Consider the following 25,183-nt stretch of genomic DNA (forward strand, 5'->3'; position numbering starts at 1 on the left):
GCCGGATCTTAGCTTATGCTACACCAAAAGAATGCTTGGAATCTGAAATAGATAGAATAGTCGCAGCTTAACGAGCTTCTTGTTGCGCCGAAAGGATAGCGTCTTGCCGCAAGCTGTATCAAGAGCCGCTCTGCTCTTCCTCTTGACACAGCTTATTGCAAGACACGCTAAAAGACGCACCAACAATAAGCCAAAAAAAATAGAATGGGCACAAGACTAAAGACAGAAGATTATCCCATCCCTTGATAATACTGACTTTTTAGTAAATCCATTGTCTACCAAGGTTTTTATAAAAATTTATGCATTTGACTTTACAACTGAGCGTAAAAAAGGGAGAATATAATATGAAAAAAATATTATTAAGCAGCTTAATAGCTACAACATTACTAAGTGCTACAGCTCCAAGTTTTAGTGTATTCGCAGAAGAAACAGGTACACAAATTAAAGACACTGAAATTACAACAAATCCAAATGCAACAGACCTTAATGTAGAAGCTTTTCAAGAAGAAATTGAACAGGAATACGAGTTTGATGGATGAGCTATCTCATCTAATGTAGAATTAAATGAAGAAGACTTTCTTAGAATTAAACAAGAAGTAAAAGAAGCAAGTAAAAGACCAGAAATAACTCCTTTTGGTCCTGTTCAAGATGGTACCTATACCGGAACAATTACTCATGGACCTGTTAACAGGATAAACACTAATAAAAGCGTACAATTTGTAGTAGATGTTTTCGTGGCTTGGGTAGGAACAAAGATACCAACAAAATATACAAATAAAACTTATAAAAGTTATATACTTTCCTCAGTTTTAGGATGGAATGTAAAACCCACATACACATCAGAATGGCTTTCAAGAGCAACATATGCAGCTAATACTAATTATTGGCAATACTTCAGTACAATTGTAAGGCATACGAGTTCAGCTTTTAATAACCCAACCCATGTTACTTACTATGCTACTCATATTCAAAAGAAATAATTCAGATTTGGGGTGACTTGTTATTAAATATTTAAAAGTTAGTGACTTAATTTTTTATATTCCTCTAACGATTTTGATGATTTATGATTATTTTCCTGATACGTCACTATCTAATATAATTCCAAGAAACATAAATATATGGATTATGCTAAGTTTATATTTGATTTCTATATTATTTAAACGTTTTCGACGTCCTAATAATATAGAAAATATTAAAGGGCAGGTCATCACGCTAATTTATTTGTTCTCTGTAATGATCATGCTAACAATATTAGGTAGAAAATCAACTTCTGGTATAGGTTTGAACAACATTGGAGTATGGGTAACGTTAGCTATTTCTATTGGGGAAATAGTTTCACAAAAACGTAAACTAGAATCATCAAAATCAAAAACAGATATTCAAAATTTTTAACACTAACAATGTTCTTAGAAGCTAAAAAGAGTCTGACCAGTTTGTATGCTGAAGCGACTCCCGAGAGTTAGACTTTTGATCTAACTTTTGGGGATTGGCTAACTAAACTAAAGTAGACTATTTTCTTCAAATAAGCTTGGACTAGTTTTCTACAAATAGAATCGCGACCTATGATAAACGGATAGAAAAGATAGAAAAATAGCTAAGCATTTTTTAGGAGGCTAACCAATGAGACAGAAATTGTCAAATAAAATGAAACGCAATTGGGAAAATAGAAAATGGTACCTTATCGGAGCCCTATCTGCAGGTATCCTCTCTTTACTGTTTGGCTCATAACTATTTTTAGTATTGAGACAATCATTCAAAAATTTCTCTGAATAATCAAGACCGAAAATGACCATGTTAAAAATGAATAGAACCAATTAAAAGATCAAGGAACTGTCATGAGCACTGAGCATTAGACTAAAATCTAATGCTTGAGGATCAGCACAGAGAATATTATTCCCTGATCTTTTCTATTATTTTAAAATAATAGAAAATCAAATACTGCCTATTAAATAACACTACAACGAACAAACTTTAGAAAGTAGTTTTCTCTTTCTAAATGAATGACTTTTTTGATCTGCACGAAGTCATTATTTATGATATAAGCTGCTTTCAATAGAGGATATTTCCTTTTAAAATTTTTGTATTAGAAGACTGCAATTAGTTTGAGCTGGTCCATAAGGGACGTTAATAACAAACTCGAGAGCCGTATTGAGTTTGAGTTGGTCAATAAGAGGCGTTAATAACAAACTCGAGAGCCGTATTGAGTTTGAGTTGGTCAATAAGAGGCATTAATAACAAACTCGAGAGCCGTATTGAGTTTGAGTTGGTCAATAAGAGACGTTAATGACAAACTCGAGTACCGCAACTAGTTTGAGTTGGTCAATAAGAGGCGTTAATAACAAACTCGAGTACCACAACTTGTTCGAGTTGGTCATTAAATGCAACATTCAAAACCAGTTCGAATGGCTGCGCAAACCGAGTATCTTACTGACTTAGAGATAGTAAGGCGGGACAGATTGGTGTACATTTGTCAGTGCAAAAGTCTAAGAATCAAAATGCTTTTTATGCAAAGGGACAGAAAAAGCGAAAATAACTGCATCGTTCATTATTCAGTAGCCTTACTTACACGCATTTCTATTATTTGTCTCCCCTACTTTCTTTATCTCAACATTTTTTCTACTCTCATCACGATTCAAATCAACTGATTTTTTATTCCTCTCTGCTTTTTCATATTCACTATTTTTTCTAAAAAATCTCCTTTACATAAACATACAACGTTCCGCTCTTTCCCCACTCCTCTTTTCATTTTCTCTTTCTAACTTATCCACATGTGTGCATTTCTTTCCACATTTAGCAACTAGAAGCATTTACTTATCGTTCGGTTTCTCCACCTACAAATCAACAGGTTATCCACATAAAAACAGCGTGTGCAAAATGATTATCCACAAGCTGATTCCGTTTGTTGATAAGTGAGTTGAACCACTGATACAACAACATTTGTATTTGGATATTTATCCACAATTTTGTTTGGATTTTTCTATTTATTCCTATGTTATCCACTCCTATTTTTGACCTTGTGGATAACATTATAGACAGCTTCTGAATAAATTTTCAACAGGTGGAAAGTCCTTGTGGAAAACTTTCCGCAAAAATGATAAACTGTACAGGAACTTGTTTAAAACCGAAAAAATAAACAAAATCATTTAAAAAAGGAGGCCCTTCTGTTGGATGACCTACAAGCGTTGTGGAAGTTTTTAAAAGAAAAATTTAAACTCTCCCTTTCGAAAGTCAGTTTTGATACTTGGATAGAATCTGCTCAGCCCATTCGGTTGACTGGACAGCATCTCATTATTGAAGTTCCCTCATCTTTACATAAAGAATACTGGGAAAATAATCTTGCAACGAAAATCGTTGAAAACATTTATGAATATTCGGGACAAGAATTGTCGCCCGTCTTTGTGATTAAAAATGAAGAGGATGCTGCAGTAATAGAAGAAGAAAAAAGTGATCAACCTTCAGCTGCTATTAACCCGTTTAAGAAAAATGCCATATTGAACGAGAAATACGTCTTTGACACATTCGTTATCGGAAAAGGCAACCAAATGGCTCATGCGGCAGCATTGGTGGTGGCAGAAGAACCAGGAACTATTTATAATCCGCTATTTTTCTATGGAGGAGTCGGACTTGGCAAAACGCACTTGATGCACGCTATTGGCCACCAAATGCTTCTATTGAATCCAGACGCTAAAGTCAAATATGTTACTAGTGAAACATTTGCCAATGACTTTATTAATTCGATCCAAAACAAAACACAAGAAAAATTTCGTCAAGAATACCGCAATGTAGACTTGCTTTTAGTGGATGATATCCAATTTTTTGCAGACAAAGAAGGAACACAGGAAGAATTTTTCCATACTTTTAATGCACTTTACGATGACCGCAAACAAATCGTTTTGACGAGCGATCGTTTGCCGAACGAGATCCCTAAACTGCAGGAGCGCTTAGTTTCGCGCTTTGCTTGGGGACTTTCGGTTGACATTACACCGCCTGATTTAGAAACACGGATCGCGATTTTAAGGAAGAAAGCAAATGCTGAGCGTCTTGAGATCCCTGATGATACACTTAGCTATATCGCTGGGCAAATCGATTCTAATATTCGGGAATTAGAAGGTGCGCTGGTACGTGTACAAGCGTATGCAGCTATTCAAAGTCAAGAAATCTCTACTAGTTTGGCTGCTGATGCCTTAAAAACCATGCTGCACAATTCAAAACCTGCTTCACTGACCATTAAGGATATTCAAAATGCTGTCAGTAAGTTTTATGGTGTTCCCGTAGCTGATTTAAAAGGGAAGAAACGTGTTAAAGCTATCGTCGAACCTAGGCAGATCGCCATGTATTTGTCGAGAGAGATGACTTCTTCTTCATTGCCGAAAATCGGAAAAGAATTTGGCGGAAAAGATCATACAACGGTCATTCATGCACATGAAAAGATCGAGCAATCATTAAAAAAAGACGATACATTAAAAGAAGAAGTTGGACAAATCAAAAAAACGCTGCAGTAAAAATAGAGACCAGTTAAAAGAATGCTTTTTTCACTTGTGGACAATTAAGAAGTTATGCTCATTTTTCTGCACAAGTTATCCACATGTGGAACGTTTACGTGTTTCTTGCTTTTTACTGCTTTTCCACAGTATCAACAAGCTCTACTACTATTACTAAAGAACTTAATCTTAATAATTAAAAAGGTGATGAAGCTCCTTCATCCCTTTAGACTTATCTGATAGAAATACAATTGGAGGTTTAAACAGAATGAAATTTACAATCAAAAGAACAGCTTTCTTGAATCGTTTAGCGGATGTTCAAAGAGCGATCTCTTCACGTACAACTATTCCAATCTTGACAGGAATCAAAATCATTGCTGATAGAGACGGCTTAACGCTGACAGGTAGTGACTCAGATATCTCGATTGAAGCTTTTATTCCGATTGAAGAAGAAAGCAACCAACTAGAAATTGAAGAAACAGGCGCTATTGTTCTGCAAGCACGCTTCTTTAATGAAATCGTCCGCAAACTTCCGGAAGAAACGATGACTGTTGAAGTACTTGATCGTTTCCAAACCTCTATCACCTCTGCATCGGCGTCCTTTACGATTAATGGGATAGACGCTAACAATTATCCGCATTTGCCTGTTATTGATGAAAACGAATCGTTTCATTTGCCGGTCAACTTGTTTAAGCAAGTGATCAATCAGACAGTGATTGCTGCTTCTTCGCATGAAAGCCGTCCGATTTTGACAGGGATCAATATCGTGATCGAAAATGAACAATTGTTAGCAGTTGCTACCGATAGTCATCGTCTAAGCCAACGAGTGATCCCACTATCGATGACACCAGAACAAGCTCAAAAGACATATAATGTCGTGATTCCAGCTAAGAGCTTGATTGAGTTGGCTAAAACATTGGAAGATACCGCAGAAACCATTGAAATGATGGTAACTGAAAACCAAGTACTGTTTAAAACAGAAAACTTATATTTCTATTCTCGTTTGTTAGAAGGACGCTATCCAGATACAAACCGGTTAATTCCTGATCAAACTGCTACATCAGTCGAATTTGATGCGCATACTTTACTGGGATCGATCGAAAGAGCTTCTTTGTTGTCCCATGAAGGAAAAAATAATGTGGTCAAGTTATCTGTTAACCCAGATCGCATCAAGATTTCCGGGAACTCTCCAGAAGTTGGGAATGTTGAAGAAGAAGTAGCGTTCAAATCAATGACAGGCGAATCGATCGATTTATCTTTCAATCCTGACTATATGAAAGACGCCTTGCGTGCTTTTGGACAAATGGATATCAAAGTTAAATTTACTTCACCTGTTCGTCCATTTATCCTCGTTCCAGCTGCAGAAGGCAAAGAGTTTATCCAGCTGATCACACCTGTTCGTACTTTTTAAAAAGCTATGGAGCAAAAAACAAAAATACTTCTGCTCACTATTTTTGAAAACTACCTTTTTCATTCATTTGAAAAGGGTAGTTTTTTTATATTTCACTTTTTTAGACCGATTTTTGCGTTTACAGCTCTTTTTTTCTTTTTCGAGTATTTCTTTATCTCGCCATTAAAATGGATATAAGCACTGTATATTTAAGATTTGTTTGATAATTAGTTGAAAAAAGAGTATAATAGAGACAACAGATAAAAGAGATACGCGTGGATTTTCAACTGTTCCACGCTTATTTTATTGAAAAGCGGGTGACAAAGTGAAACAAGCAGTGATGATCGACAAAGCTTTTATTACGTTAGGACAACTACTGAAACATACAGATATTATTTCCAGCGGCGGAATGGCTAAGTGGTATCTGGCTGAAAATGCTGTACGCATTGATGGAGAGCTGGAGAACCGCAGAGGAAAGAAAATCTATCCAGGTTCAGTAGTAGAAGTTCCAGACGAAGGAACTTTCATTATCAAACAACAAAAAGAGAAAACAGATGCTGCATCTGATGAGACTGTCTGATGTTTATCCAGCAACTGGAATTGACACATTTTAGAAATTATGAAAAAGCTGAAGTTGCTTTTTCTAAGGGAATCAACGTTTTCCTCGGTGAAAATGCCCAAGGGAAAACAAACTTGATGGAAGCCATTTATGTACTAGCTATGGCACGCAGCCATCGAACAGCTAATGACAAAGAATTGATCCAATGGAACGAGGAATTCGCTCGGATCAGCGGGCGTGTACAGAAAAAACATTCTTCTTTTCCATTGGACATTACTATTTCCCGTAAAGGAAAAAAGGCCAAATTCAACCATTTGGAGCAAAAAAAACTGAGTGCCTATATCGGCAACCTAAATGTGATTTTGTTTGCACCTGAAGATCTTTCTTTGGTGAAAGGTGCGCCTAATGTACGAAGAAAATTCATCGATATGGAATTGGGCCAGATTAGTCCGGTTTATTTGCATCATTTAGTGGAATATCAGCATATCCTTAAACAGCGCAATCAGTATTTGAAACAATTGGCGATGAGAAAAGCAACGGACCTGACTTTTTTAGAAGTGCTGACTGAACAGTTGGCCATCAGCGGGGCAGCTGTTTTAAAAGAACGTTTTTCGTTTGCCAAACAGCTTGAAACATGGGCACAGCCGATCCATCAGGAGATCTCTAAACAACGAGAAGAACTGATGATCGACTATGCCTGTTCCATTGTGCTAACTGATCCAGAAGATAAAGAAGCCATTTATACTGATTTACTGAATGTTTATCAAGACAATCAAAAAAGAGAATTGGATCAAGGGACCACGATAGCCGGACCTCATCGAGATGATTTAAAATTTTTTGTAAATGAAAAAAATGTCCAAACATATGGCTCTCAAGGTCAGCAGCGGACAACAGCTTTGAGCATTAAACTGGCTGAAATCAGTTTGATGCATGAGTTGACAGGGGAATATCCTGTTTTGCTGTTGGATGATGTTTTGTCGGAATTGGATGACAACCGACAAACGCATCTGCTGACAGCCATTCAAAATAAAGTCCAAACGTTTTTGACGACCACTAGTTTGGATGGGGTAAAGAAAAATCTTTTGGACGCACCGAAAGTATTTAACATTGATCAAGGAAATATAGAAACGGAGAGTGAATAAGTGTGGCGGATGAAATAAAAGACAGAGCTGAACTTGCAAAAGAGTACAATGCTAGTCAGATCCAAGTATTGGAAGGTTTAGAAGCTGTACGTAAGCGCCCAGGAATGTATATTGGTTCGACCAGCAGCGAGGGCTTGCACCATTTAGTGTGGGAAATCGTGGACAATTCGATCGATGAAGCTTTAGCAGGTTTTGCAGATGAAATCAATGTGGTGATCGAAGAAGATAACAGCATTACCGTTATCGATAATGGTCGGGGAATACCAGTAGATGTTCAAGCCAAAACAGGACGTTCTGCAGTTGAAACTGTTTTTACGATTCTGCACGCAGGCGGTAAGTTTGGCGGCGGAGGTTATAAAGTTTCCGGCGGCTTGCACGGGGTAGGTTCTTCTGTCGTGAATGCTTTGTCTAAAGACTTAGATGTTTACGTTTATAAGCAAGGCAAGATTTATCACCAGTCTTATGCTCGTGGAAAGGTCATGAATGATTTAGAAGTGACTGGCGAAACAGACCGTCAAGGAACAACTGTTCATTTTACTCCTGACCCAGAGATCTTTAAAGAAACCGTCGCATTTGATTATGAAAAATTGGCAACACGAATTCGTGAATTAGCCTTTTTGAACCGCGGCCTAAAAATCACGATCGAAGACAAAAGAGCTGAAGAAGAAACAAAAAGTGTTTATCACTATGAAGGCGGGATCAAGAGTTACGTCGAATTTTTAAATCAAAATAAAACAGTTTTATACGACGAACCTATCTACCTTGAAGATGAACAAGAAGGCATCTCAGTTGAAGTGTCTCTGCAGCACACAGACGGCTATCACAGCAACTTAATGAGTTTTGCGAATAATATCCACACCTATGAAGGCGGAACGCATGAAGCGGGCTTTAAAACAGCTTTAACACGTGTAGTGAATGACTACGCACGAAAAAACAAGTTGATGAAAGAAAACGAAGACAAGTTGTCAGGAGATGACGTACGAGAAGGATTGACAGTTGTGGTTTCGATCAAGCATCCGGATCCTCAGTTTGAAGGACAAACAAAAACTAAGCTGGGAAATTCAGAAGCACGAACGATTACTGACCGTTTATTCTCGACTCATTTTGAACGCTTTTTGATGGAAAATCCTCAAATAGCTAAAAAAATCGTTGAAAAAGGAATGTTGGCTTCAAAAGCACGTTTGGCTGCTAAACGCGCGCGAGAAGTGACCCGTAAGAAGAGCGGCTTGGAAATCAGCAACTTGCCTGGTAAGTTGGCCGACTGCTCAAGCAAAGATCCTGAAATCAGCGAATTGTTCATTGTTGAAGGAGACTCAGCTGGCGGATCAGCTAAACAAGGACGTTCTCGTTTGTTCCAAGCGATTTTACCGATCCGCGGAAAGATTTTAAATGTTGAAAAAGCGTCTCTGGATAAAATTTTATCTAACGAAGAAATCCGTTCGCTCTTCACAGCGATGGGAACTGGCTTTGGCGAAGAATTCGATGTCTCCAAAGCACGTTACCACAAACTAGTGATCATGACGGATGCCGATGTGGACGGAGCGCATATTCGGACACTGCTGTTAACGTTATTTTACCGCTATATGCGTCCTGTCGTTGAAGCAGGTTACGTTTATATCGCTCAGCCGCCGTTGTATCAAGTGCGTCAAGGAAAGAAATCTGTTTACTTGGATAGTGATGAAGAACTTGACCAATATTTGCTTGAAATTCCAAAATCTCCAAAACCTGTTGTTCAACGCTATAAAGGGTTAGGAGAAATGGATGCAGAGCAGCTTTGGGAAACAACGATGAATCCTGAAAATAGAAGAATGCTGCAAGTCACAGTAGATGATGCGATCGTAGCAGACCAAGTATTTGACATGTTGATGGGAGACCGTGTCGAACCAAGACGCGAGTTCATTGAAAGCAATGCCAAATATGTTCAAAACTTAGATGTCTAATCAAGGAGGATGAAAAGAATTGGCAGAAGAAGATTACAGAGGAACGATTGAAGAAATTAACCTGTCTAGCGAAATGCGTAAATCTTTCCTTGATTACGCAATGAGTGTCATCGTTTCTAGAGCTTTACCAGACGTGCGGGATGGGCTAAAGCCTGTTCACCGCCGTATTTTATACGGAATGAATGAACTTGGGGTGACTCCTGATAAATCACACAAAAAGTCAGCACGTATCGTAGGGGATGTAATGGGTAAGTATCACCCTCATGGAGACAGTGCAATCTACGAATCTATGGTGCGGATGGCGCAAGATTTCAGTTACCGTTATCCATTAGTCGACGGACATGGGAACTTTGGGTCTGTCGATGGAGACTCAGCTGCAGCGATGCGGTATACCGAAGCTCGTATGACGAAGATGTCATTGGAAATGTTGCGAGATATCAATAAAAATACGATTGATTATCATGATAACTATGACGGAACTGAACGTGAACCAGATGTCTTGCCAGCTCGTTTCCCTAACCTGCTGGTCAATGGCGCAACAGGGATTGCAGTTGGGATGGCTACAAACATTCCGCCGCATAACTTGAATGAAGTGATCGAAGGACTGCACTTGCTGATGGCAGATCCAGATGTGACCACAGCTGATTTGATGGAAGCCATTCCTGGACCTGATTTTCCAACAGGTGGATTAGTGATGGGCAAATCCGGTATCAGACGCGCTTATGAGACAGGTAAAGGCTCGATAACGATTCGGGCAAAAGTAGAGATCGAAACGCTCAAAAACGGCAAGGAACGGATCATCGTGACCGAATTGCCATATATGGTCAACAAAGCAAAATTGGTGACACGTATCGCCGATTTGGCTCGTGATAAACGGATCGAAGGCATCACCGATTTAACGGATGAATCAGACCGTGATGGAATGCGTGTCGTCATTGATGTTCGCCGCGATATCAGTGCTAGTGTCGTGTTAAATAATCTCTATAAATTAACTTCTTTACAAACTTCATTCGGCTTCAATATGCTGGCTATCGTAAATGGTGTACCAAAAGTATTAAGCCTTAAGACGATTTTGGAAGAATATTTGAAACACCAAGAGATCGTCATTCGCAGAAGAACGGAATATGATAAACAAAAAGCGGAAGCTCGGGCACATATTTTGGAAGGTCTACGCATTGCATTAGACCATATCGATGAAATCATCGCTATCATTCGCGGTTCAAGAACAGGGGATATCGCGAAAACGACCTTGATCGAACGCTTTGGTTTAAGCGATAAGCAATCACAAGCGATTTTGGATATGCGGATGGTACGTTTAACAGGTCTGGAACGTGAAAAAATCGAAGCAGAATACAATGAATTGATTGTATTGATCAATGACTTGAAAGATATTTTGGCTCGCCCAGAACGTGTCCATCAGATCATTGAAACAGAATTAAGAGAAATCCAAGATCGATTTGGCGACAAACGCCGGACTGAGCTATTGGTAGGCGAAGTCTTGAGTTTGGAAGATGAAGACTTGATTGAAGAAGAAGATGTGATCATTACCTTGACCAACAATGGCTATATCAAACGCCAGCCAAGTTCTGAATTCAAATCCCAAAGACGTGGCGGCCGCGGGATTCAAGGAATGGGTATGCATGATGACGATTTCATTGAAACGCTTGTTACTTGTTCTACCCATGATGTGCTCCTCTTCTTTACCAATACTGGGAAAGTTTATCGCTCAAAAGGATATGAGATTCCTGAATATGGTCGCACAGCCAAAGGGATTCCAGTTATCAATTTGCTAGGGATCGACTCAGAAGAAACCATTCAAGCAGTGGTCAATGTTTCTGGAAAAGCGGAAGAAGGTCATTACCTCTTCTTTACAACGCGTAAAGGAACCGTTAAACGGACCGAAGTAACAGAATTTGCCAATATCCGCAGCAATGGATTGAAGGCTATTGTGTTGAATGAAGAAGATGAGCTGATCAGTGTGGCTTTAACGGACGGAACCAAGAATATTATCATTGGAACACATGAAGGTTATGCCGTCAGCTTTGATGAAAATGTTGTCCGCTCAATGGGACGTTCTGCACGCGGTGTAAGAGGCATCCGCTTGAGAGAAAGCGACTATGTGGTCGGCATGGATATCTTAGAAGAAGGATCAGAAGTGCTGATTATCACTGAAAAAGGTTATGGTAAACGAACCTCTGCCGATGAATATAGTATCCGCGGACGAGGCGGTAAAGGGGTCAAAACGGCTAATATCACGGAGAAAAATGGTAACTTAGCTGGCTTGACGACTGTGCAAGGAGACGAAGATGTGATGTTGATTACCAATAAAGGCGTGATCATCCGCATGAGCGCTTCCAGCATCTCACAAACAGGTCGTGCCACATTAGGCGTACGTTTGATCAAAGTAGCAGAAGACGTGATCGTTTCTACTATGGCAAAAGTTGAACCGGAAGTTGAAACAGATGCTCCAGTAGTAGAGCCTGAGGAAGTCATTGATGTGATTGACGAAGCAGAAGGACAAACAGAAGTCGTTGTACAAGACGAGCCTGTAGAACAAGTTGAAGATGAAGAAACAGACGCAGAATAAAATCTGTCCCAAAACAGCAACTGTTGAAAAAAAAAGAACTGCTGGATCTGACATTAAGATCCAACAGTTCTTTTTTATTTTATTTAGCATGAAGACGAGCTGTGTGTTTTTCTAGGTTTCCAGCTAATAAAGAATATATTTCTGATAAATGTTGTATCTCATAAGTTGGCAAGATAGCTGTATGGTTTTCTTTTTGTTCTGGATTAAACCAGCAAGTATCGATGCCAGCATTGATTCCGCCTTGAATATCAGAAGTTAATGAATCTCCGATAATTAACGCTCGTTCAAGATCAAAATGAGGGATACGGGCAAAAACATGATCAAAGAAGGCTTTCATGGGTTTCTGGAAGCCTGTATCTTCTGAAACGAAAATTCCTTCAAAATAAGGCAGCAGCTGAGCATCCGTTAAACGTCGGTATTGTGTATCAGAAACACCATTTGTGACCACGTAACAATCATACTGATTTGAAAGATCTTGGATCAGTTTCAAACTACCATCGATCAGGTCATGTCCCTCTCCTAAAAGATGTCGATAATGACGTTCAAAAACTTCACCGTCTACCGCTTGTCCTAATTCTTCAAAGACGACCGAAAAACGCGTATTGAAAATTGTCTCTCGACTGATTTCACCCACTTCATAGGCTTGCCAAAGTTTTTGATTCACTCTGCTGTAAGTTTGAGCAATGGTTTCAGTAAAAGGGATTCGTTGCTCTTCAAATAAGGACTGCAGTGCAGCTTTTTCAGAAGATTTAAAATCTAACAGTGTATCATCTACATCAAATAATAAAAATTTATAATTGTTCATCCAGTTCCTGCCTTCCTTTTGTTTCAGAGCAAATATTTTTTGTGTACCTGTTATTTATGACCAGTAGTAGTATACCAAGAAAACTACTTTTTGTAATATATTCCGTAGAAATAATGCTGCAACGAATACTCTTTAGAAAGTAGCTTTCTCTTTCTGTGCACGGTATAGTCTGATGAGCTTTTGGACATCCACGACCAGAAGCTGTTTAGCAGCACGGCTTCCATACAGTTGTTTCCACTTCTTCTGTCTCTCTGTCCTGCGACGTTCATCGCTCATTTAAAAAAAGCAAAAAGAATAAAATATAGGAAATATTACTAGTACAAGTGCGAATTTTTTATCAATAGTTAATGATCGCTATCTTGCGTGTTTTAGGACATTGATTTTTTATGAGATTCACTAAAATAGTCTATCTAAATAAGCAGGTGCACGACACGTAGACTCCTGCGGGAACAGCGGACCAAGTGAGACCCCACAGAACGAAACGCAGTGCCGTTCGAGGAAGCTCGCGGTTCGCCCGCGGAAAGCGAAGTGTCTGCCTTGCATGTATCAGCGCTTGTTTAAAAAAATAAAAAAACATGATCAGCACAAGTGCAAAAACTTTTTTCCAACAATTATTTTATACTATCTCTTTCGATTAAATGGTTGACTTTAACTAAGAAAAAAAGTATAATACTTAGATGTGAGTAGTCTAAATTTAGATACTCTCCTTGCTCTTAAGTATATTAAGGGCCAAAGTCCACAAGGAGGTGACAGTCAAGATGAGTCAATCAGCAAACTATGAAATTTTATACATTATCCGTCCAAACATCGATGAAGCAGAAAAAGCTGCTTTAGTAGAACGCTTCGATAACATTTTGAAAGATAATGGGGCTGAAATCACTGAATCTAAAGACTGGGCGAAACGTCGCTTTGCATACGAAATCAAAGGGTTTAGAGAAGGTACTTACCATCTCGTTAACTTAACGGCTTCAGATGCAGCAGCAATCAACGAATTCGATCGCCTAGCTAAGATCAATGATGGAATTTTACGCCACATGATCGTTAGAGAAGACGATTAATAAACTGTTTCACGTGAAACAATTTGAAGGGAGCGGGTATCGTGATTAATAATGTCGTGCTAGTTGGAAGATTAACAAAAGATGTTGATCTGAGATATACTTCTAATGGTACAGCAGTAGCTTCGTTTACTTTAGCTGTCAATAGACAATATACGAATCAAAGCGGTGAAAGAGAAGCAGATTTCATCAACTGCGTAGCTTGGAGAAAAACAGCTGAAACATTAGCGAACTTTACTAAAAAAGGTTCTTTAGTTGGTGTTGAAGGCCGTATTCAAACGCGTAATTATGAAAATCAGCAAGGCCAGCGTGTATATGTTACTGAAGTGGTAGCAAATACATTTACAATGTTGGAATCTAAATCTGTTACAGATCAAAGAAGAACACAAGATAGTGGTTCTTCAAATTCTTATGATAATCGCCAACAAAGTTCATACAATCAAAATAGATCACAATCCCAACAAACCCCTGGAAGAGGCTATCAAGACTTTGGAAGCTCTGATCCATTTGAAAAGAGCAGTCAACCGATTGATATCTCTGATGATGATTTACCGTTCTAAATCGATAAATAAAGGAGGATTTTAAAATGGCTCAACGCAGAGGCGGACGCAAACGCCGGAAAGTTGACTTCTTTGCCGCTAATCATATCGAACATATTGATTACAAAGATGTTGATCTTTTAAAGAGATTTATCTCAGAAAGAGGTAAGATTTTACCTCGTCGTGTTACAGGAACATATGCTAAAAACCAACGTAAATTGACGAAAGCAATCAAACGTGCTCGTATAATGGGACTATTACCATTCGTAGGTGAAGAATAAAAATAGTAAAGACCTTGGATAATTCATTTTATTCACGGTCTTTTCTTTTTATCTTACTTTGTTGGTTCTACAATATTTAACGTTGGTCTGTAAAAAATCATTTTTTTAATGCTAAGCTCGTTAGAATCCTATTTCTAGAAATTTCAAGAGGCGCATAGGGCTACTGATAGCCATGAAAAAAGATGCAATGTGAATCACTTAGTGTTAGGCTTTAGCCTACACTAAGTTTGAAGCTTGCAAGCATTGAGACGCGATTTTCGGCTCAATGTGTTCTCATGGCTTTCCATCAGTAGCCCATCGATCGGAGGAAATTTCTTTACCAACGTTAAAAGAGGAAGAACCACTTTGTTCATTGAATACTGAACAGGGGTATTTTTTTGAAGGAAGTAAGAGCAACACGAATGTTTTCTGAAAAAGTAAAAAAATAGAAAATAATCGAAAAATGAAAAAGCAGAACATCACTCAGTTTTAAGTGTTTTTGCTTTCAAATAGAATCAATAAAAAACTCCTTATCGTATATCCAATTTTTTTTATAGCCAAAATGAAGTCTAATGTTTCACGTGAAACATATGGTAGGGGATGAAGATAAACAAGAAGGCGCTAGTATCTCTTATCGATAAATGTTAAAATAGAAACGTTATAAGAGATTATCTTAAAAGGAGTAGAAGATGAAGAAATTATGGTTTCACGATAAGCTTCCAAAATTTCTTAATGATGATAAAGTTGAAACAGCTAGCCTGATATTAATATTTGTACAGTTAGCAATGGTTCTAGCAGGCTTTTTTGCTAAAGCTTATATTGGCTTAATTATGTTGATTTGTTTTATGATATTTATTTTTTTAATGTATCGTTATTTGGACTTTTTAACAGAAAGAGTTAATCTATACGTTACTGAACTATCTTATCGCACAAAAAAGGGAGAGCAGGAAGCTTTGATCAAAATGCCGATCGGTATCTTGCTTTTTGATAAAGACTTTACTGTGCAATGGGCAAATCCTTACTTTCAAGCTCATATTGGGTATCAGGAAGAAGTACTAGGAAAGAAATTGGAAGAAATCGATGAAGAATTAAATCACTTGATTCAGGAAAGCCACCAGACAGGCCAACAGACGATTACGTGGGGAGACAAAACGTACCGAACAGTGATTCAAGATGATATTCAAGCTGTTTATTTGATGGACATTACACAGTACGCTCAAATCAAGGCGAAATATGAAGATGAAAAAATTGTGATAGGAAATATTTTTATTGATAACTATGATGAAATCATTCAAGGGATGAATGACCGAAATATTTCTGCTATGTCAAGCTTTGTAACCACGCAATTATCAAACTGGGCAAGGCAAGAACATCTTTATTTGAAGCGTGTAGCAGAAGACCGTTATATTGTGTTGATGCACCAGCATGTATTAGCCAAAATGGAAAAAGAGAATTTTAGCATTCTAGATCAAATAAGAGAAAAAACTTCTAAGCAAAATAACCCGCTGACATTAAGTATTGGGTTAGCGTACATGGACATTTCCGGAGAAGAAGAAAATCTAACCGAGTTGGCCAATCTTGCTCAAAGCAACTTAGATTTAGCTCTAGGACGCGGAGGAGATCAGGTAGTTGTGAAATCTCCTAAAGGAGAACCTCGTTATTACGGAGGAAAGACAAATCCAATGGAGAAAAGAACGCGTGTTCGTTCTCGTGTTATTAGTCAAGCGCTACAGGAATTGATCAAGCATGCTGACCAGGTATTTGTAATGGGGCATCGCAATCCTGATATGGATGCAATCGGTTCTTGCTTGGGGATTCGTCGGATTACAGAAATGAATGATAAAGAAGCTTGGGTAGTGGTAAAACCTAATGAATATAGTAGTGACGTAGCTAAGTTGATGGAAAAAGTTGAAAATGATAGTCTGCTCAGTCGGTATATCATTGAACCGGAAGTAGCTAAAGAAATGATGACACCTAATAGTTTATTGATCGTCGTTGATTTTCATCGTCCTTCTATGGCGATTGCACCGGAACTGATGAAGATGAAAGGACAAACAGTGGTGATCGACCATCACCGTAGAGGAGAAGAATTTCCAGAAAATCCGGCGTTGGTTTATATAGAACCTTATGCCTCTTCTACAGCAGAGTTGGTAACCGAGTTGTTTGAATACCAGCCTTCAGATGCAGAACCGATCAATAAAATAGAAGCCACAGCTATGCTTGGCGGAATCATTGTAGATACTAAAAGCTTTTCTTTACGGACAGGTTCGAGAACTTTTGATGCTGCTAGCTACTTAAGATCATGTGGTGCCGATGCTGTATTGATCCAGCGCTTATTGAAGGAAGACCAAACCACCTACTTGGAAAGAAGTCATTTGATTGAAAATATGTATTTCATTACAGACCATATTGCGATAGCTGCTGGAAAAGAAGACAAAGTATATAGCTCTGTTGTCACCGCGCAAACAGCAGATACGATGTTGTCGATGAATCATGTGGATGCTGCATTCGTGATCACTAAAAGAGATGATGGTCGCATCGGTATCAGCGGCAGAAGTTTAGGCGAAATCAATGTGCAAGTTATTATGGAAAAAATGGGCGGCGGCGGACATCTATCCAACGCAGCAACTCAGATGGAAAATGTATCAGTCGCAGAAGCTGAAAAACAATTGGCGGATGTGATCCATGATCAATATGCAAATGAGGAGGATGAAGGATGAAAGTAATATTTCTAAAAGATGTTAAAAATCAAGGTAAAAAAGGCGAAGTCAAGGAAGTACCAAATGGTTACGCACAAAATTTCTTATTTAAAAAGAATTTGGCAAAAGAAGCCACTTCAGCCAGTATCAGTGAATTAAAAGGTAAAAAACAAGCGGAACAAAAAAGAGAAGCTGAAGAACTGGAAGAAGCAAAAGAATTAAAGGTATTTTTGGAAAAAGAAGAAAATGCTATTGAGATCAAACAAAAAGCAGCTGAAGATGGTCGTTTATTTGGTTCAGTGACCACAAAACAAATTGCGGCAGCAGCTCAAAAACAATTGAATGTGAAATTAGACAAGCGTAAAATCGATATGAAAGTACCTATGAGAACGCTGGGAACGCAAAAGATGGATGTGAAGATCCATCCTGAAGTGACAGCCGAATTAACGGTTCGTGTGTTAGCGGAATAATGGAAGAAAAAAAGTAAAGAATAAGAGAGCTGAGAGAGATTCTTAGCTCTTTTGTTTTGTTTGAATCAGTATTGAGCTCCTTTTTTGGATTGGCTGTTTTTTAGAAAAAAACCGCAGCATTTTCAACGATAAAGAATCAATATCGAAAAGATAAAAATATTTGCTTGAAAAGGGAACGCATGTTTGTTAAGTGATTGTATTCCCTGCTTTTTTAAGTTAAAATAAAGTCATTCGTTTCATAGAAAAAGCGTTCGTCTCAGTTCATGAATGAGATGGAAAGGAAGTAGAAAAATTGGTGAATGAAGCATTACAAGACCGCCTGCCGCCACAAAGCATAGAAGCTGAACAAGCTGTGTTAGGCTCGGTCTTTTTAGAGCCGGATACTTTAGTGGGTGCATTAGAATTTATTGAAGCGAAAGACTTCTATCGCCGAGGTCATCAGTTGATTTTTGAAACAATGATGGCATTAAATGATGAAAATGAAGCAATTGATATCGTAACAGTCACAAATGCATTAGAATCAAAAAACCAGTTGGAAGATGTAGGAGGAATCCCTTATCTGACAGAATTGGCCGTTGCAGTCCCAACAGCTGCAAATATGGAGTATTACGCCAAGATCGTCGAACAGAAAGCAATCTTGCGTAATCTGATCCGCACAGCTACTGAAATCGTTACTAAAGGATATGAGGAATCTGACGAAGTAGCAGCTGTTTTAGACGAAGCTGAAAGAAGTATACTAGAAGTTTCAGAACGACGCAGCAGGAACGGTTTTTTGCCGATTTCAGAGGTGTTAAATGCAACCGTTGCTCAAATCGACCAGTTATACCAAAATGATGAAGAAATTACAGGCTTGCCGACCGGTTATCAACTGCTAGACAAAATGACAGCAGGTCTTCAAAAAGAAGAACTGATCATCTTAGCTGCACGTCCAGCAGTCGGAAAAACAGCTTTTGCGCTGAACATCGCACAAAATGTTGGAACAAAAACAGATGAAACTGTGGCGATCTTTAGTTTGGAAATGGGAGCAGAAGCGTTGGTCAATCGGATGTTGTGTGCAGAAGGCAGTATTGACGCAAGTCACTTGAGAACGGGGAACCTATCTGAAGAAGAATGGCAGAATTTGATCGTTGCAATGGGCAGTTTGTCAAAAGCCAGCGTATATATCGATGATACGCCAGGTATCCGGGTAGCTGAGATTCGAGCTAAATGTCGTCGTTTGAAACAAGAAAAAGGGCTGGGTCTAGTGGTGATCGATTACTTGCAGCTGATTGAAGGTAGCGGTCGCGAAAGCAGACAGCAAGAAGTTTCAGAGATTTCTCGACAATTGAAAAAATTGGCAAAAGAATTGAAAATACCTGTTATTGCGCTTTCTCAGCTCTCACGTGGCGTAGAGCAAAGGCAAGACAAACGACCAGTATTGAGTGATATTCGTGAGTCTGGTTCTATTGAGCAAGATGCGGATATTGTGGCCTTTCTTTACCGTGATGATTATTATCAACGAGAAGGCGGCGAAGAAGAGGAAGAAGTAGCAGCTGGAGAAGACAATATCGTTGAAGTGATCATTGAAAAAAATAGAAGTGGTGCACGGGGAACAGTTAAACTGCTGTTTATCAAAGAATACAATAAGTTTTCTTCTTTAGCCTTCTATCCAGAAGAACAAATTCATTAAACAATTGGCAAAAAGCGTATGCGTTCCGCTTTTTATTTTTGCAGGTTGATTGAAGTGCTTAAAAAAGAAGACTGCAGTAAAGGCATCTTATCTTGCTAATAGAACCTAAGATAGGATGCTCTACTGTTTTCATCACCTAACGTCTATCATTAATTTTACTGAATAGATAGTAACTTTTTGGGAAAATAAGTGATGGTTTAGTTCTTATATTATTGTTTGATGTGAAGGATAAGACATAAAGTTGTTTCTGTTTCATCTATCTTTTTACGTGAAGAAAACCAGGCAAATTAAAAGAATCAGCTATTTCTAAAAAAGAATACCAAGGTTATCAGGAGTATACTTCTTTCTTCATCAGCAAGCTAATAGGTTATTGAAAAAAAAAGCAAAAAAATTGCATTAAAGATGTCTTTGGTGGTATACTAGTTTCTGCAAGATTTTAAATATAATTTTTGGGATATTAGCTCAGTTGGCAGAGCAGCTGACTCTTAATCAGCGGGTCGAGGGTTCGAGCCCCCCATATCCCATCCTATTTTCATTAGTCTTATAGTCGTTGAAAGAGCAAGGCGTTCAGCGGTTATAAGGCTTTTTTGCAAATACTCCAGAAAGAGAAGGATGAAAAGATGAAACCTATTGCTACCTATGAAGAAATAGAAAAAGACCCTTCCGGAAAAACAACTTTGCTGGTAGATGTCCGCAGTCCGAAAGAATATGCTAAGGCAACGATACCAGGAGCGGTTAATCTGCCTGTTTTGGATAATGATGAGCGACGCGAAGTAGGGATTCTTTATGATTCTGGGAAAATTGAAGAAGCAAAGCAGTATGGTATCAGCACACTTTCTCCGCGTCTTCCTGAGATGTTTCAGCAGTATCAGGAATATGCTCGACAGTATGACCAAATGGTTATTTTTTGCAGCCGTGGAGGATTCCGCAGCAATTCCATCTTCTCCTTGTTGAAATCACTCGGTCTGAATGTCAGCAGATTAGAAGGCGGGTATAAATCCTATCGTCGCACTGTTACGCACCTTTTGCCTGAAATCATTAAAAAAGTGCATTTTATTACTTTATATGGAAATACAGGTAATGGGAAAACAGCTATTTTGAAAGAATTGGCGAAACAAGGGGCTAATATTCTTGATTTGGAAGGCTGTGCCAACCATAGAGGGTCGTTGCTTGGTAGTGTAGGTCTAGAAGAGCCGCATTCGCAAAAGATGTTTGAGAGTCTGCTATTTGAAACGGCTAAGCAGTGGCAAGAGCCCTTGATCGTTTTTACAGAAGGCGAAAGCAAACGGATCGGAAATGTGGTCTTACCCCAGTTTCTCGTGGAAGCAATGCGGCAAGGTGTCAATATCCGCATTGATGCTGAAATGGAGGATCGACTGCAGCAGTTAAAAGAAGACTATGTTTACCCCGGAAATGACGAGGAGATTATCGCAGCATTAGAGGAATTGAAACGCTATTTGAATGAAGAACGGATTGAACGATACAAAAAGCAAGTCAGACAAGGCGCATATGATGAAGTGATAGAAGACTTGTTGCTGAAATATTATGACCCGCGCTACAGCCATACTAAAAAAGAATATGCGGCTCAATTTTTGAATACCGATGCCGCTGCAACAGCTGAAGCAATTTTGAAGTGGTCAAAAGAAGCACAACCTTTTAAATCTATTTGAAAAACCTAAAAAGGGGCTAAGCACGTATTTTGCTTAGTCCCTTTTTACAGTATTCCTAGGAATTTAAAAAGGCTATCGTTCCAGCTCAAGAATCAAAGCGAGTTTGAGTTGGAAAGCAACAGGCTTATCGTTCCAACTCAAGGACCAAAATCAATTTGAGTCGGAACGTAAAACGTTTATCATTCCAACTCAGGGGTCAAAATCAATTTTAGATGGACAGAAACAACTTGGCAAAAAGATGGAAAAGGAAAAGAATCGTCACGAACGAGTCTTACCTTATCCTATTTTGTTTTATAGACGGTGTAGGTAAGTCACATACTTTCTTTAGCTAATTCTTGCAGAGCTTTAACGGCGTGGGTTACTTCTTCTGTGGTGTTGAAAGAAGAAAAGCTGAAGCGAACCATACCTTGTTTTTCTGTGCCCAGTGCTTGGTGGATCAAAGGGGCACAGTGAGCACCTGGACGTACAGCGATATCATGATCCATGAAGAGTGCATCACTTAAATCGCCGGAAGACCAGTTTGTCAAATTAAGCGAAACGACCGGGACGCGAGCCATTTTGATGGGAGAAGTGGTTTGTTCTTCATACTTTCCATACAACTGCACACCGGGAATCGTTTTGATTTGATGAGCAAAGTCAGCGGCTAAGCTGTTGACTTTTTGTCTAAGTGCGGACAGACCATGTTCATTGACATAGGAGAGACCAGCTTTTAGCCCAGCTAGTCCATGAACATTTTGCGTTCCAGGTTCAAAAACAGTGGGCAAGTCTGTTGGAAACTGCTTGTCAAATGAATGAAAGCCGCTGCCGCCAGTAAAGACAGGCTTTAGCTGATGCGTTTTGCTGGCGAGGCAAAGGCCGCCAGTTCCTTGAGGTCCATACAAACTTTTATGGCCGGTAAAGCACAAGGCATCAATGTGCTGCTGCTCCATATTGATCTCTAAGATCCCTGCACTTTGAGCAGCATCTACGATCAGCAGGAGTCTATGCTTTTGGCAAAAGCGTCCGATCCAGTCTAAATCAACAACGTTGCCAGTGACGTTGGAAGCATGATTGATCACTACGGCACGCGTATCCGGTCGCAATAGTTCTTCAAAAGCTTGGTATTGGAGTATCCCATCTTCGTCTACAGGTACAAAAGACAATTTTGCGCCGCGTTCTTCGAGTTGATACAGCGGCCGCAGAACAGCATTGTGCTCTGTCACAGTGGTCAAGATATGATCTTCGGGTGATAAGAGACTGCGAATAGCTGTATTGAGCGCTGTGGTTGCATTTGGCATAAAAGAGACATGAGAAGCGTCACAGACACCGAAAAGCGCTGCAACTTGCTGGCGTACAGATTCGGTCAGACGCAAAGCATTCAAAGCTGCATCATGGCTCCCGCGGGCTGGATTTCCCAACTGTTCGTCAGCGATGGCATGATAGACGGCTTCAGCGACACCAGACGGCTTTTTAAGTGTTGTTGCACTGTTATCGAAATAATACATGATTATCCTTCCATTTTTTGGACAAATTTTTTGCGGTTTTCAAACCAGACTTCATAGCTTCCTTCTAAAGAAATCTGGCGGTCTCTCAATTGTTTTTGAATGTCTAGCGTTTGTTCAACGGAAACTTGCAGGACGAGACCGCATCCAGCAGAAATTTGCTCTGGCATAGGGATCAAACGACACTCATAGCCTGCTGCTTTGACTTGTGCCTCTGCCGCGGCTGCTGCTTGAGAAGTGGGAAAGGTGATAACGCCATAATGTTTTCGGTTCATTAAGGCATCACGGTCTTATAAATGCTTTCAAGCTCAACGATCCGGTACATATTAGTGATCCCGCCAACAGCCAGCTTGTCTTTTAACCCGTAAAACTCGACACAGATTCCGCAAGTCAAGATCTCGACACCTTGTTCTTCCAAAGCTTTCAAATCATCTAAAATAGGGGAATCTTCCACTGTCAGCAAAGCACCAGCATTGTAAAATAACATTTTTGCTGGCAATTTTTCTTGTTCTGTCAAAGAAAAGATAAAACTTTTCAGGAGCGTTCGGCCTAGTTCTTCATTGCCACTGCCGATACTATCGGTATGCAGCACGACAATGTAGTCTTGGCTCGGCACTCGTTCAGTCTTTGCGGTTTCTTCAGTAGAGACTGTCTCTTTGCTGTCTGAAGAAATAAGAACTTCATACAATTCTGCGCTGATTTTATTTACATGAGCTTGGAGTTTGAGTTGCTCAGCCATTTTGCTTAAATTCTGCGTAGCAATCTCATTATCCACGCTGACAAGCAAATCTTCTCCCGTGTGTTCTTTTAAAGCGCGTTTGGTCATAATGGTCGGTATAGGACAAGCTTGTCCTACAGCATCGATTTTTTTCATGGACTATCCCTCCTAAAAAATAAATGAATCTTATTGATCAAACAACTGTGATTTTCTTTTCTGATCGCGCAGTGACTTCCCCGATGATGCCGCATGGCAGACCGAGAGTTTCCAGTTCTTTTGACAGAGCAGCAGCTTCGTTAAGCGGAAGACTGACAAGCAGGCCGCCAGACGTTTGCGGATCAAATAAAATCTCTTCTAAGGCAAAGTCATCTATTTGAAAATCAACATCGTCAGCTAGGTGATTGCGGTTGCGTTGTCCGCCAGCCGTTGTTAAAAACGCCTGAGCACCTGTGTAAGCTCCAGGAATATAAGGGATACTGTCAGCATATAAAGTAGCAGCAAAACGATCGGACAGCATTTCAGCCAAATGTCCCAATAAACCAAAACCTGTAATGTCGGTGCAGCTGTGAATGGTATAGCCAGCTAAATATGCTGCTGCGTAGCGATTTAATGTTGTCATTGATTCTGCAGCTAAGTCAAACTGGTCTTTAGACATCTCGCCTGCACTGTAGGCGGTGGTTACGATGCCGGTCCCTAAAGGCTTCGTTAAAATCAGGATATCCCCTTCCTGACAAGTATCGTTGCGGTAAATATGATCAGGATGGACTTTGCCGGTCACAGAAAGGCCGTATTTGGGCAAAGAATCATGGATAGAATGGCCGCCGACGAGCAATCCGCCAGCTTCTTGAACTTTTTTAGCACCGCCAGCCAAAATTTTGGCCAGCATTTCAGTAGGCTTTGTTTCTGGCCAGCAAACGATATTCATTGCGGTCAAAATTTGTCCGCCCATCGCAAATACATCACTCAACGCATTGGCTGCTGCGATCTCGCCAAATAAAAAAGGATCAGAAACCATGGTTGGAAAGAAGTCGAGTGTCTGGATCAGTGCCGTTTCTTCATCTAAGCGATAAACGGCGGCATCATCGGCAGAATCGAATCCAACTAAAAAGTCAGCATCTTCTTGTTTTGGCAGTTGTTCTAACAACTGACTTAATGCGCCAGGTCCCATCTTGGCGTTACAGCCGCCGCATATGAAAAGCTCATCAGATAATTCTTGTTGCATGCTGCTTACCTCCTTATCTAAACATACGTTCCTATTATATACCTTTTCATCAGAAGTTCCATGTATCCGAAAAATAAAGCTGTTACCATCAACCACCAGCTATTCTGTTTAAATGTGTTCTAGAAAACAACTGGCGCAAAAAACAGCCCGCATCTGGTTTCAGACGTGTAGTGACCCCCAAATATTAGACTTTTTTGAAGTGGAGAAATCCACTTCTTTTTTTCTACTTTTATCCGCAAGAAACTTCTAACCCTAAGCGGCGTTCTGAATTTCTTTACGATAGTCGATTGGACTCATCCAATCGAGTTTCCGTTTGATTCTTCTGTGATTGTAATAGTCGATAAATGTGACGATTGTTCTCTCTAGTTCTTCGTAGCTATGAAAAACTTGTCCATGATATACTTCTTGTTTCAAAAGACTAAAGAAATTTTCCATTGGTGAATTGTCCAAACAATTTCCTTTACGAGAGAAACTTTGGAAAATGCTGTGTTTCTTC

The 25,183-nt window shown here is 39.4% G+C and carries 20 protein-coding genes and 1 tRNA gene; 15 read left to right on the plus strand and 6 right to left on the minus strand.

Annotation, left to right across the window (positions count from 1 at the left end; all coding sequences use genetic code 11):
• Positions 1–344 precede the first annotated feature (344 nt).
• The 7 genes from BM057_RS08815 to gyrA all read left to right on the plus strand — a co-directional run bounded on the left by BM057_RS08815 (position 345) and on the right by gyrA (position 12,099).
• On the plus strand, positions 345–539 hold the full coding sequence (locus BM057_RS08815; RefSeq protein ID WP_092093043.1) for a hypothetical protein: 195 nt from the start codon (positions 345–347) through the stop codon (positions 537–539).
• A 2,625-nt stretch (positions 540–3,164) separates the two neighbouring features.
• Complete coding sequence (gene dnaA, locus BM057_RS08820; RefSeq protein WP_047389793.1) at positions 3,165–4,502, plus strand: chromosomal replication initiator protein DnaA; 1,338 nt, start codon at positions 3,165–3,167, stop codon at positions 4,500–4,502.
• A gap of 247 nt (positions 4,503–4,749) precedes the next feature.
• Entirely contained in the window at positions 4,750–5,892 is a 1,143-nt protein-coding gene (gene dnaN, locus BM057_RS08825) for a DNA polymerase III subunit beta (RefSeq protein WP_047389794.1), read from the plus strand.
• 304 nt (positions 5,893–6,196) lie between these two features.
• Complete coding sequence (gene yaaA, locus BM057_RS08830) at positions 6,197–6,451, plus strand: S4 domain-containing protein YaaA (RefSeq protein ID WP_047389795.1); 255 nt, start codon at positions 6,197–6,199, stop codon at positions 6,449–6,451.
• Positions 6,451–7,572 carry a DNA replication/repair protein RecF gene (gene recF / locus BM057_RS08835; RefSeq protein ID WP_092093046.1) on the plus strand — a complete coding sequence of 374 codons (1,122 nt, stop codon included), beginning with the start codon at positions 6,451–6,453 and terminating at the stop codon, positions 7,570–7,572. The genes yaaA and recF overlap by 1 nt, the downstream gene beginning before the upstream one ends.
• 2 nt (positions 7,573–7,574) lie before the next feature.
• Positions 7,575–9,512 carry a DNA topoisomerase (ATP-hydrolyzing) subunit B gene (gene gyrB, locus BM057_RS08840; RefSeq protein ID WP_092093048.1) on the plus strand — a complete coding sequence of 646 codons (1,938 nt, stop codon included), beginning with the start codon at positions 7,575–7,577 and terminating at the stop codon, positions 9,510–9,512.
• Positions 9,513–9,585: 73 nt separating this feature from the next.
• Positions 9,586–12,099 (plus strand): DNA gyrase subunit A, encoded by a 2,514-nt coding sequence (gene gyrA, locus BM057_RS08845; RefSeq protein ID WP_092093062.1) that lies wholly within the window; start codon positions 9,586–9,588, stop codon positions 12,097–12,099.
• Positions 12,100–12,178: 79 nt separating this feature from the next.
• Here the strand turns inward: gyrA and BM057_RS08850 are convergent, their stop codons facing one another.
• Entirely contained in the window at positions 12,179–12,904 is a 726-nt protein-coding gene (locus BM057_RS08850) for a YjjG family noncanonical pyrimidine nucleotidase (protein WP_092093051.1), read from the minus strand.
• 758 nt (positions 12,905–13,662) lie between these two features.
• On the opposite strand from BM057_RS08850, the gene rpsF reads away from it, so the two are divergent.
• The 8 genes from rpsF to mnmH all read left to right on the plus strand — a co-directional run bounded on the left by rpsF (position 13,663) and on the right by mnmH (position 21,266).
• Positions 13,663–13,962, plus strand: coding sequence for a 30S ribosomal protein S6 (rpsF, locus tag BM057_RS08855; protein ID WP_047389803.1), 300 nt, complete (start codon positions 13,663–13,665; stop codon positions 13,960–13,962).
• A gap of 41 nt (positions 13,963–14,003) precedes the next feature.
• Positions 14,004–14,519 (plus strand): single-stranded DNA-binding protein, encoded by a 516-nt coding sequence (gene ssb / locus BM057_RS08860; protein WP_047389805.1) that lies wholly within the window; start codon positions 14,004–14,006, stop codon positions 14,517–14,519.
• Between the two features lie 26 nt (positions 14,520–14,545).
• Positions 14,546–14,779 carry a 30S ribosomal protein S18 gene (rpsR, locus tag BM057_RS08865; RefSeq protein WP_047389806.1) on the plus strand — a complete coding sequence of 78 codons (234 nt, stop codon included), beginning with the start codon at positions 14,546–14,548 and terminating at the stop codon, positions 14,777–14,779.
• A gap of 668 nt (positions 14,780–15,447) precedes the next feature.
• Entirely contained in the window at positions 15,448–17,478 is a 2,031-nt protein-coding gene (locus BM057_RS08870; RefSeq protein ID WP_092093054.1) for a DHH family phosphoesterase, read from the plus strand.
• Positions 17,475–17,927, plus strand: a complete 453-nt coding sequence (gene rplI, locus BM057_RS08875; RefSeq protein ID WP_047390910.1) for a 50S ribosomal protein L9 — start codon at positions 17,475–17,477, stop codon at positions 17,925–17,927. The genes BM057_RS08870 and rplI overlap by 4 nt, the downstream gene beginning before the upstream one ends.
• A 295-nt stretch (positions 17,928–18,222) precedes the next feature.
• Positions 18,223–19,596: a replicative DNA helicase gene (gene dnaB / locus BM057_RS08880; RefSeq protein ID WP_047390921.1), complete on the plus strand. Its 1,374-nt coding sequence runs from the start codon at positions 18,223–18,225 to the stop codon at positions 19,594–19,596.
• 451 nt (positions 19,597–20,047) lie between these two features.
• Positions 20,048–20,120 (plus strand) — tRNA-Lys (locus tag BM057_RS08885).
• A 96-nt stretch (positions 20,121–20,216) separates the two neighbouring features.
• Complete coding sequence (mnmH, locus tag BM057_RS08890; RefSeq protein WP_047390907.1) at positions 20,217–21,266, plus strand: tRNA 2-selenouridine(34) synthase MnmH; 1,050 nt, start codon at positions 20,217–20,219, stop codon at positions 21,264–21,266.
• 311 nt (positions 21,267–21,577) lie between these two features.
• Here mnmH and BM057_RS08895 read toward each other — a convergent pair whose 3' ends face one another.
• The 5 genes from BM057_RS08895 to BM057_RS08915 all read right to left on the minus strand — a co-directional run.
• A complete protein-coding gene (locus BM057_RS08895) occupies positions 21,578–22,750 on the minus strand; it encodes an aminotransferase class V-fold PLP-dependent enzyme (protein WP_177186218.1) in 1,173 nt (390 codons plus the stop codon).
• A gap of 2 nt (positions 22,751–22,752) precedes the next feature.
• Complete coding sequence (locus BM057_RS08900; protein ID WP_052181816.1) at positions 22,753–23,022, minus strand: putative Se/S carrier protein; 270 nt, start codon at positions 23,020–23,022, stop codon at positions 22,753–22,755.
• A complete protein-coding gene (gene yedF, locus BM057_RS08905) occupies positions 23,022–23,621 on the minus strand; it encodes a sulfurtransferase-like selenium metabolism protein YedF (protein WP_047390901.1) in 600 nt (199 codons plus the stop codon). The genes BM057_RS08900 and yedF overlap by 1 nt, the downstream gene beginning before the upstream one ends.
• Before the next feature lie 37 nt (positions 23,622–23,658).
• A complete protein-coding gene (gene selD / locus BM057_RS08910; RefSeq protein ID WP_092093059.1) occupies positions 23,659–24,687 on the minus strand; it encodes a selenide, water dikinase SelD in 1,029 nt (342 codons plus the stop codon).
• Between the two features lie 252 nt (positions 24,688–24,939).
• Positions 24,940–25,183, minus strand: a 244-nt coding sequence (locus BM057_RS08915) for an IS3 family transposase (protein ID WP_143074500.1), incomplete at its 5' end; no start/stop codon positions are given.

The sequence above is a fragment of the Pisciglobus halotolerans genome (assembly GCF_900113675.1).
GTDB classification, from domain to species: Bacteria; Bacillota; Bacilli; order Lactobacillales; family Carnobacteriaceae; genus Pisciglobus; species Pisciglobus halotolerans.

Coding starts and splice junctions, on each gene's coding strand:
- gyrA (WP_092093062.1), top strand. CDS start 9,586: ATGCGTAAATCTTTCCTTGATTACGCAATGAGTGTCATCGTTTCTAGA.
- mnmH (WP_047390907.1), top strand. CDS start 20,217: ATGAAACCTATTGCTACCTATGAAGAAATAGAAAAAGACCCTTCCGGA.
- recF (WP_092093046.1), top strand. CDS start 6,451: ATGTTTATCCAGCAACTGGAATTGACACATTTTAGAAATTATGAAAAA.
- BM057_RS08870 (WP_092093054.1), top strand. CDS start 15,448: ATGAAGAAATTATGGTTTCACGATAAGCTTCCAAAATTTCTTAATGAT.
- yedF (WP_047390901.1), bottom strand. CDS start 23,621: ATGAAAAAAATCGATGCTGTAGGACAAGCTTGTCCTATACCGACCATT.
- BM057_RS08895 (WP_177186218.1), bottom strand. CDS start 22,750: ATGTATTATTTCGATAACAGTGCAACAACACTTAAAAAGCCGTCTGGT.
- rpsF (WP_047389803.1), top strand. CDS start 13,663: ATGAGTCAATCAGCAAACTATGAAATTTTATACATTATCCGTCCAAAC.
- BM057_RS08850 (WP_092093051.1), bottom strand. CDS start 12,904: ATGAACAATTATAAATTTTTATTATTTGATGTAGATGATACACTGTTA.
- rpsR (WP_047389806.1), top strand. CDS start 14,546: ATGGCTCAACGCAGAGGCGGACGCAAACGCCGGAAAGTTGACTTCTTT.
- BM057_RS08815 (WP_092093043.1), top strand. CDS start 345: ATGAAAAAAATATTATTAAGCAGCTTAATAGCTACAACATTACTAAGT.
- BM057_RS08900 (WP_052181816.1), bottom strand. CDS start 23,022: ATGAACCGAAAACATTATGGCGTTATCACCTTTCCCACTTCTCAAGCA.
- dnaN (WP_047389794.1), top strand. CDS start 4,750: ATGAAATTTACAATCAAAAGAACAGCTTTCTTGAATCGTTTAGCGGAT.
- selD (WP_092093059.1), bottom strand. CDS start 24,687: ATGCAACAAGAATTATCTGATGAGCTTTTCATATGCGGCGGCTGTAAC.
- rplI (WP_047390910.1), top strand. CDS start 17,475: ATGAAAGTAATATTTCTAAAAGATGTTAAAAATCAAGGTAAAAAAGGC.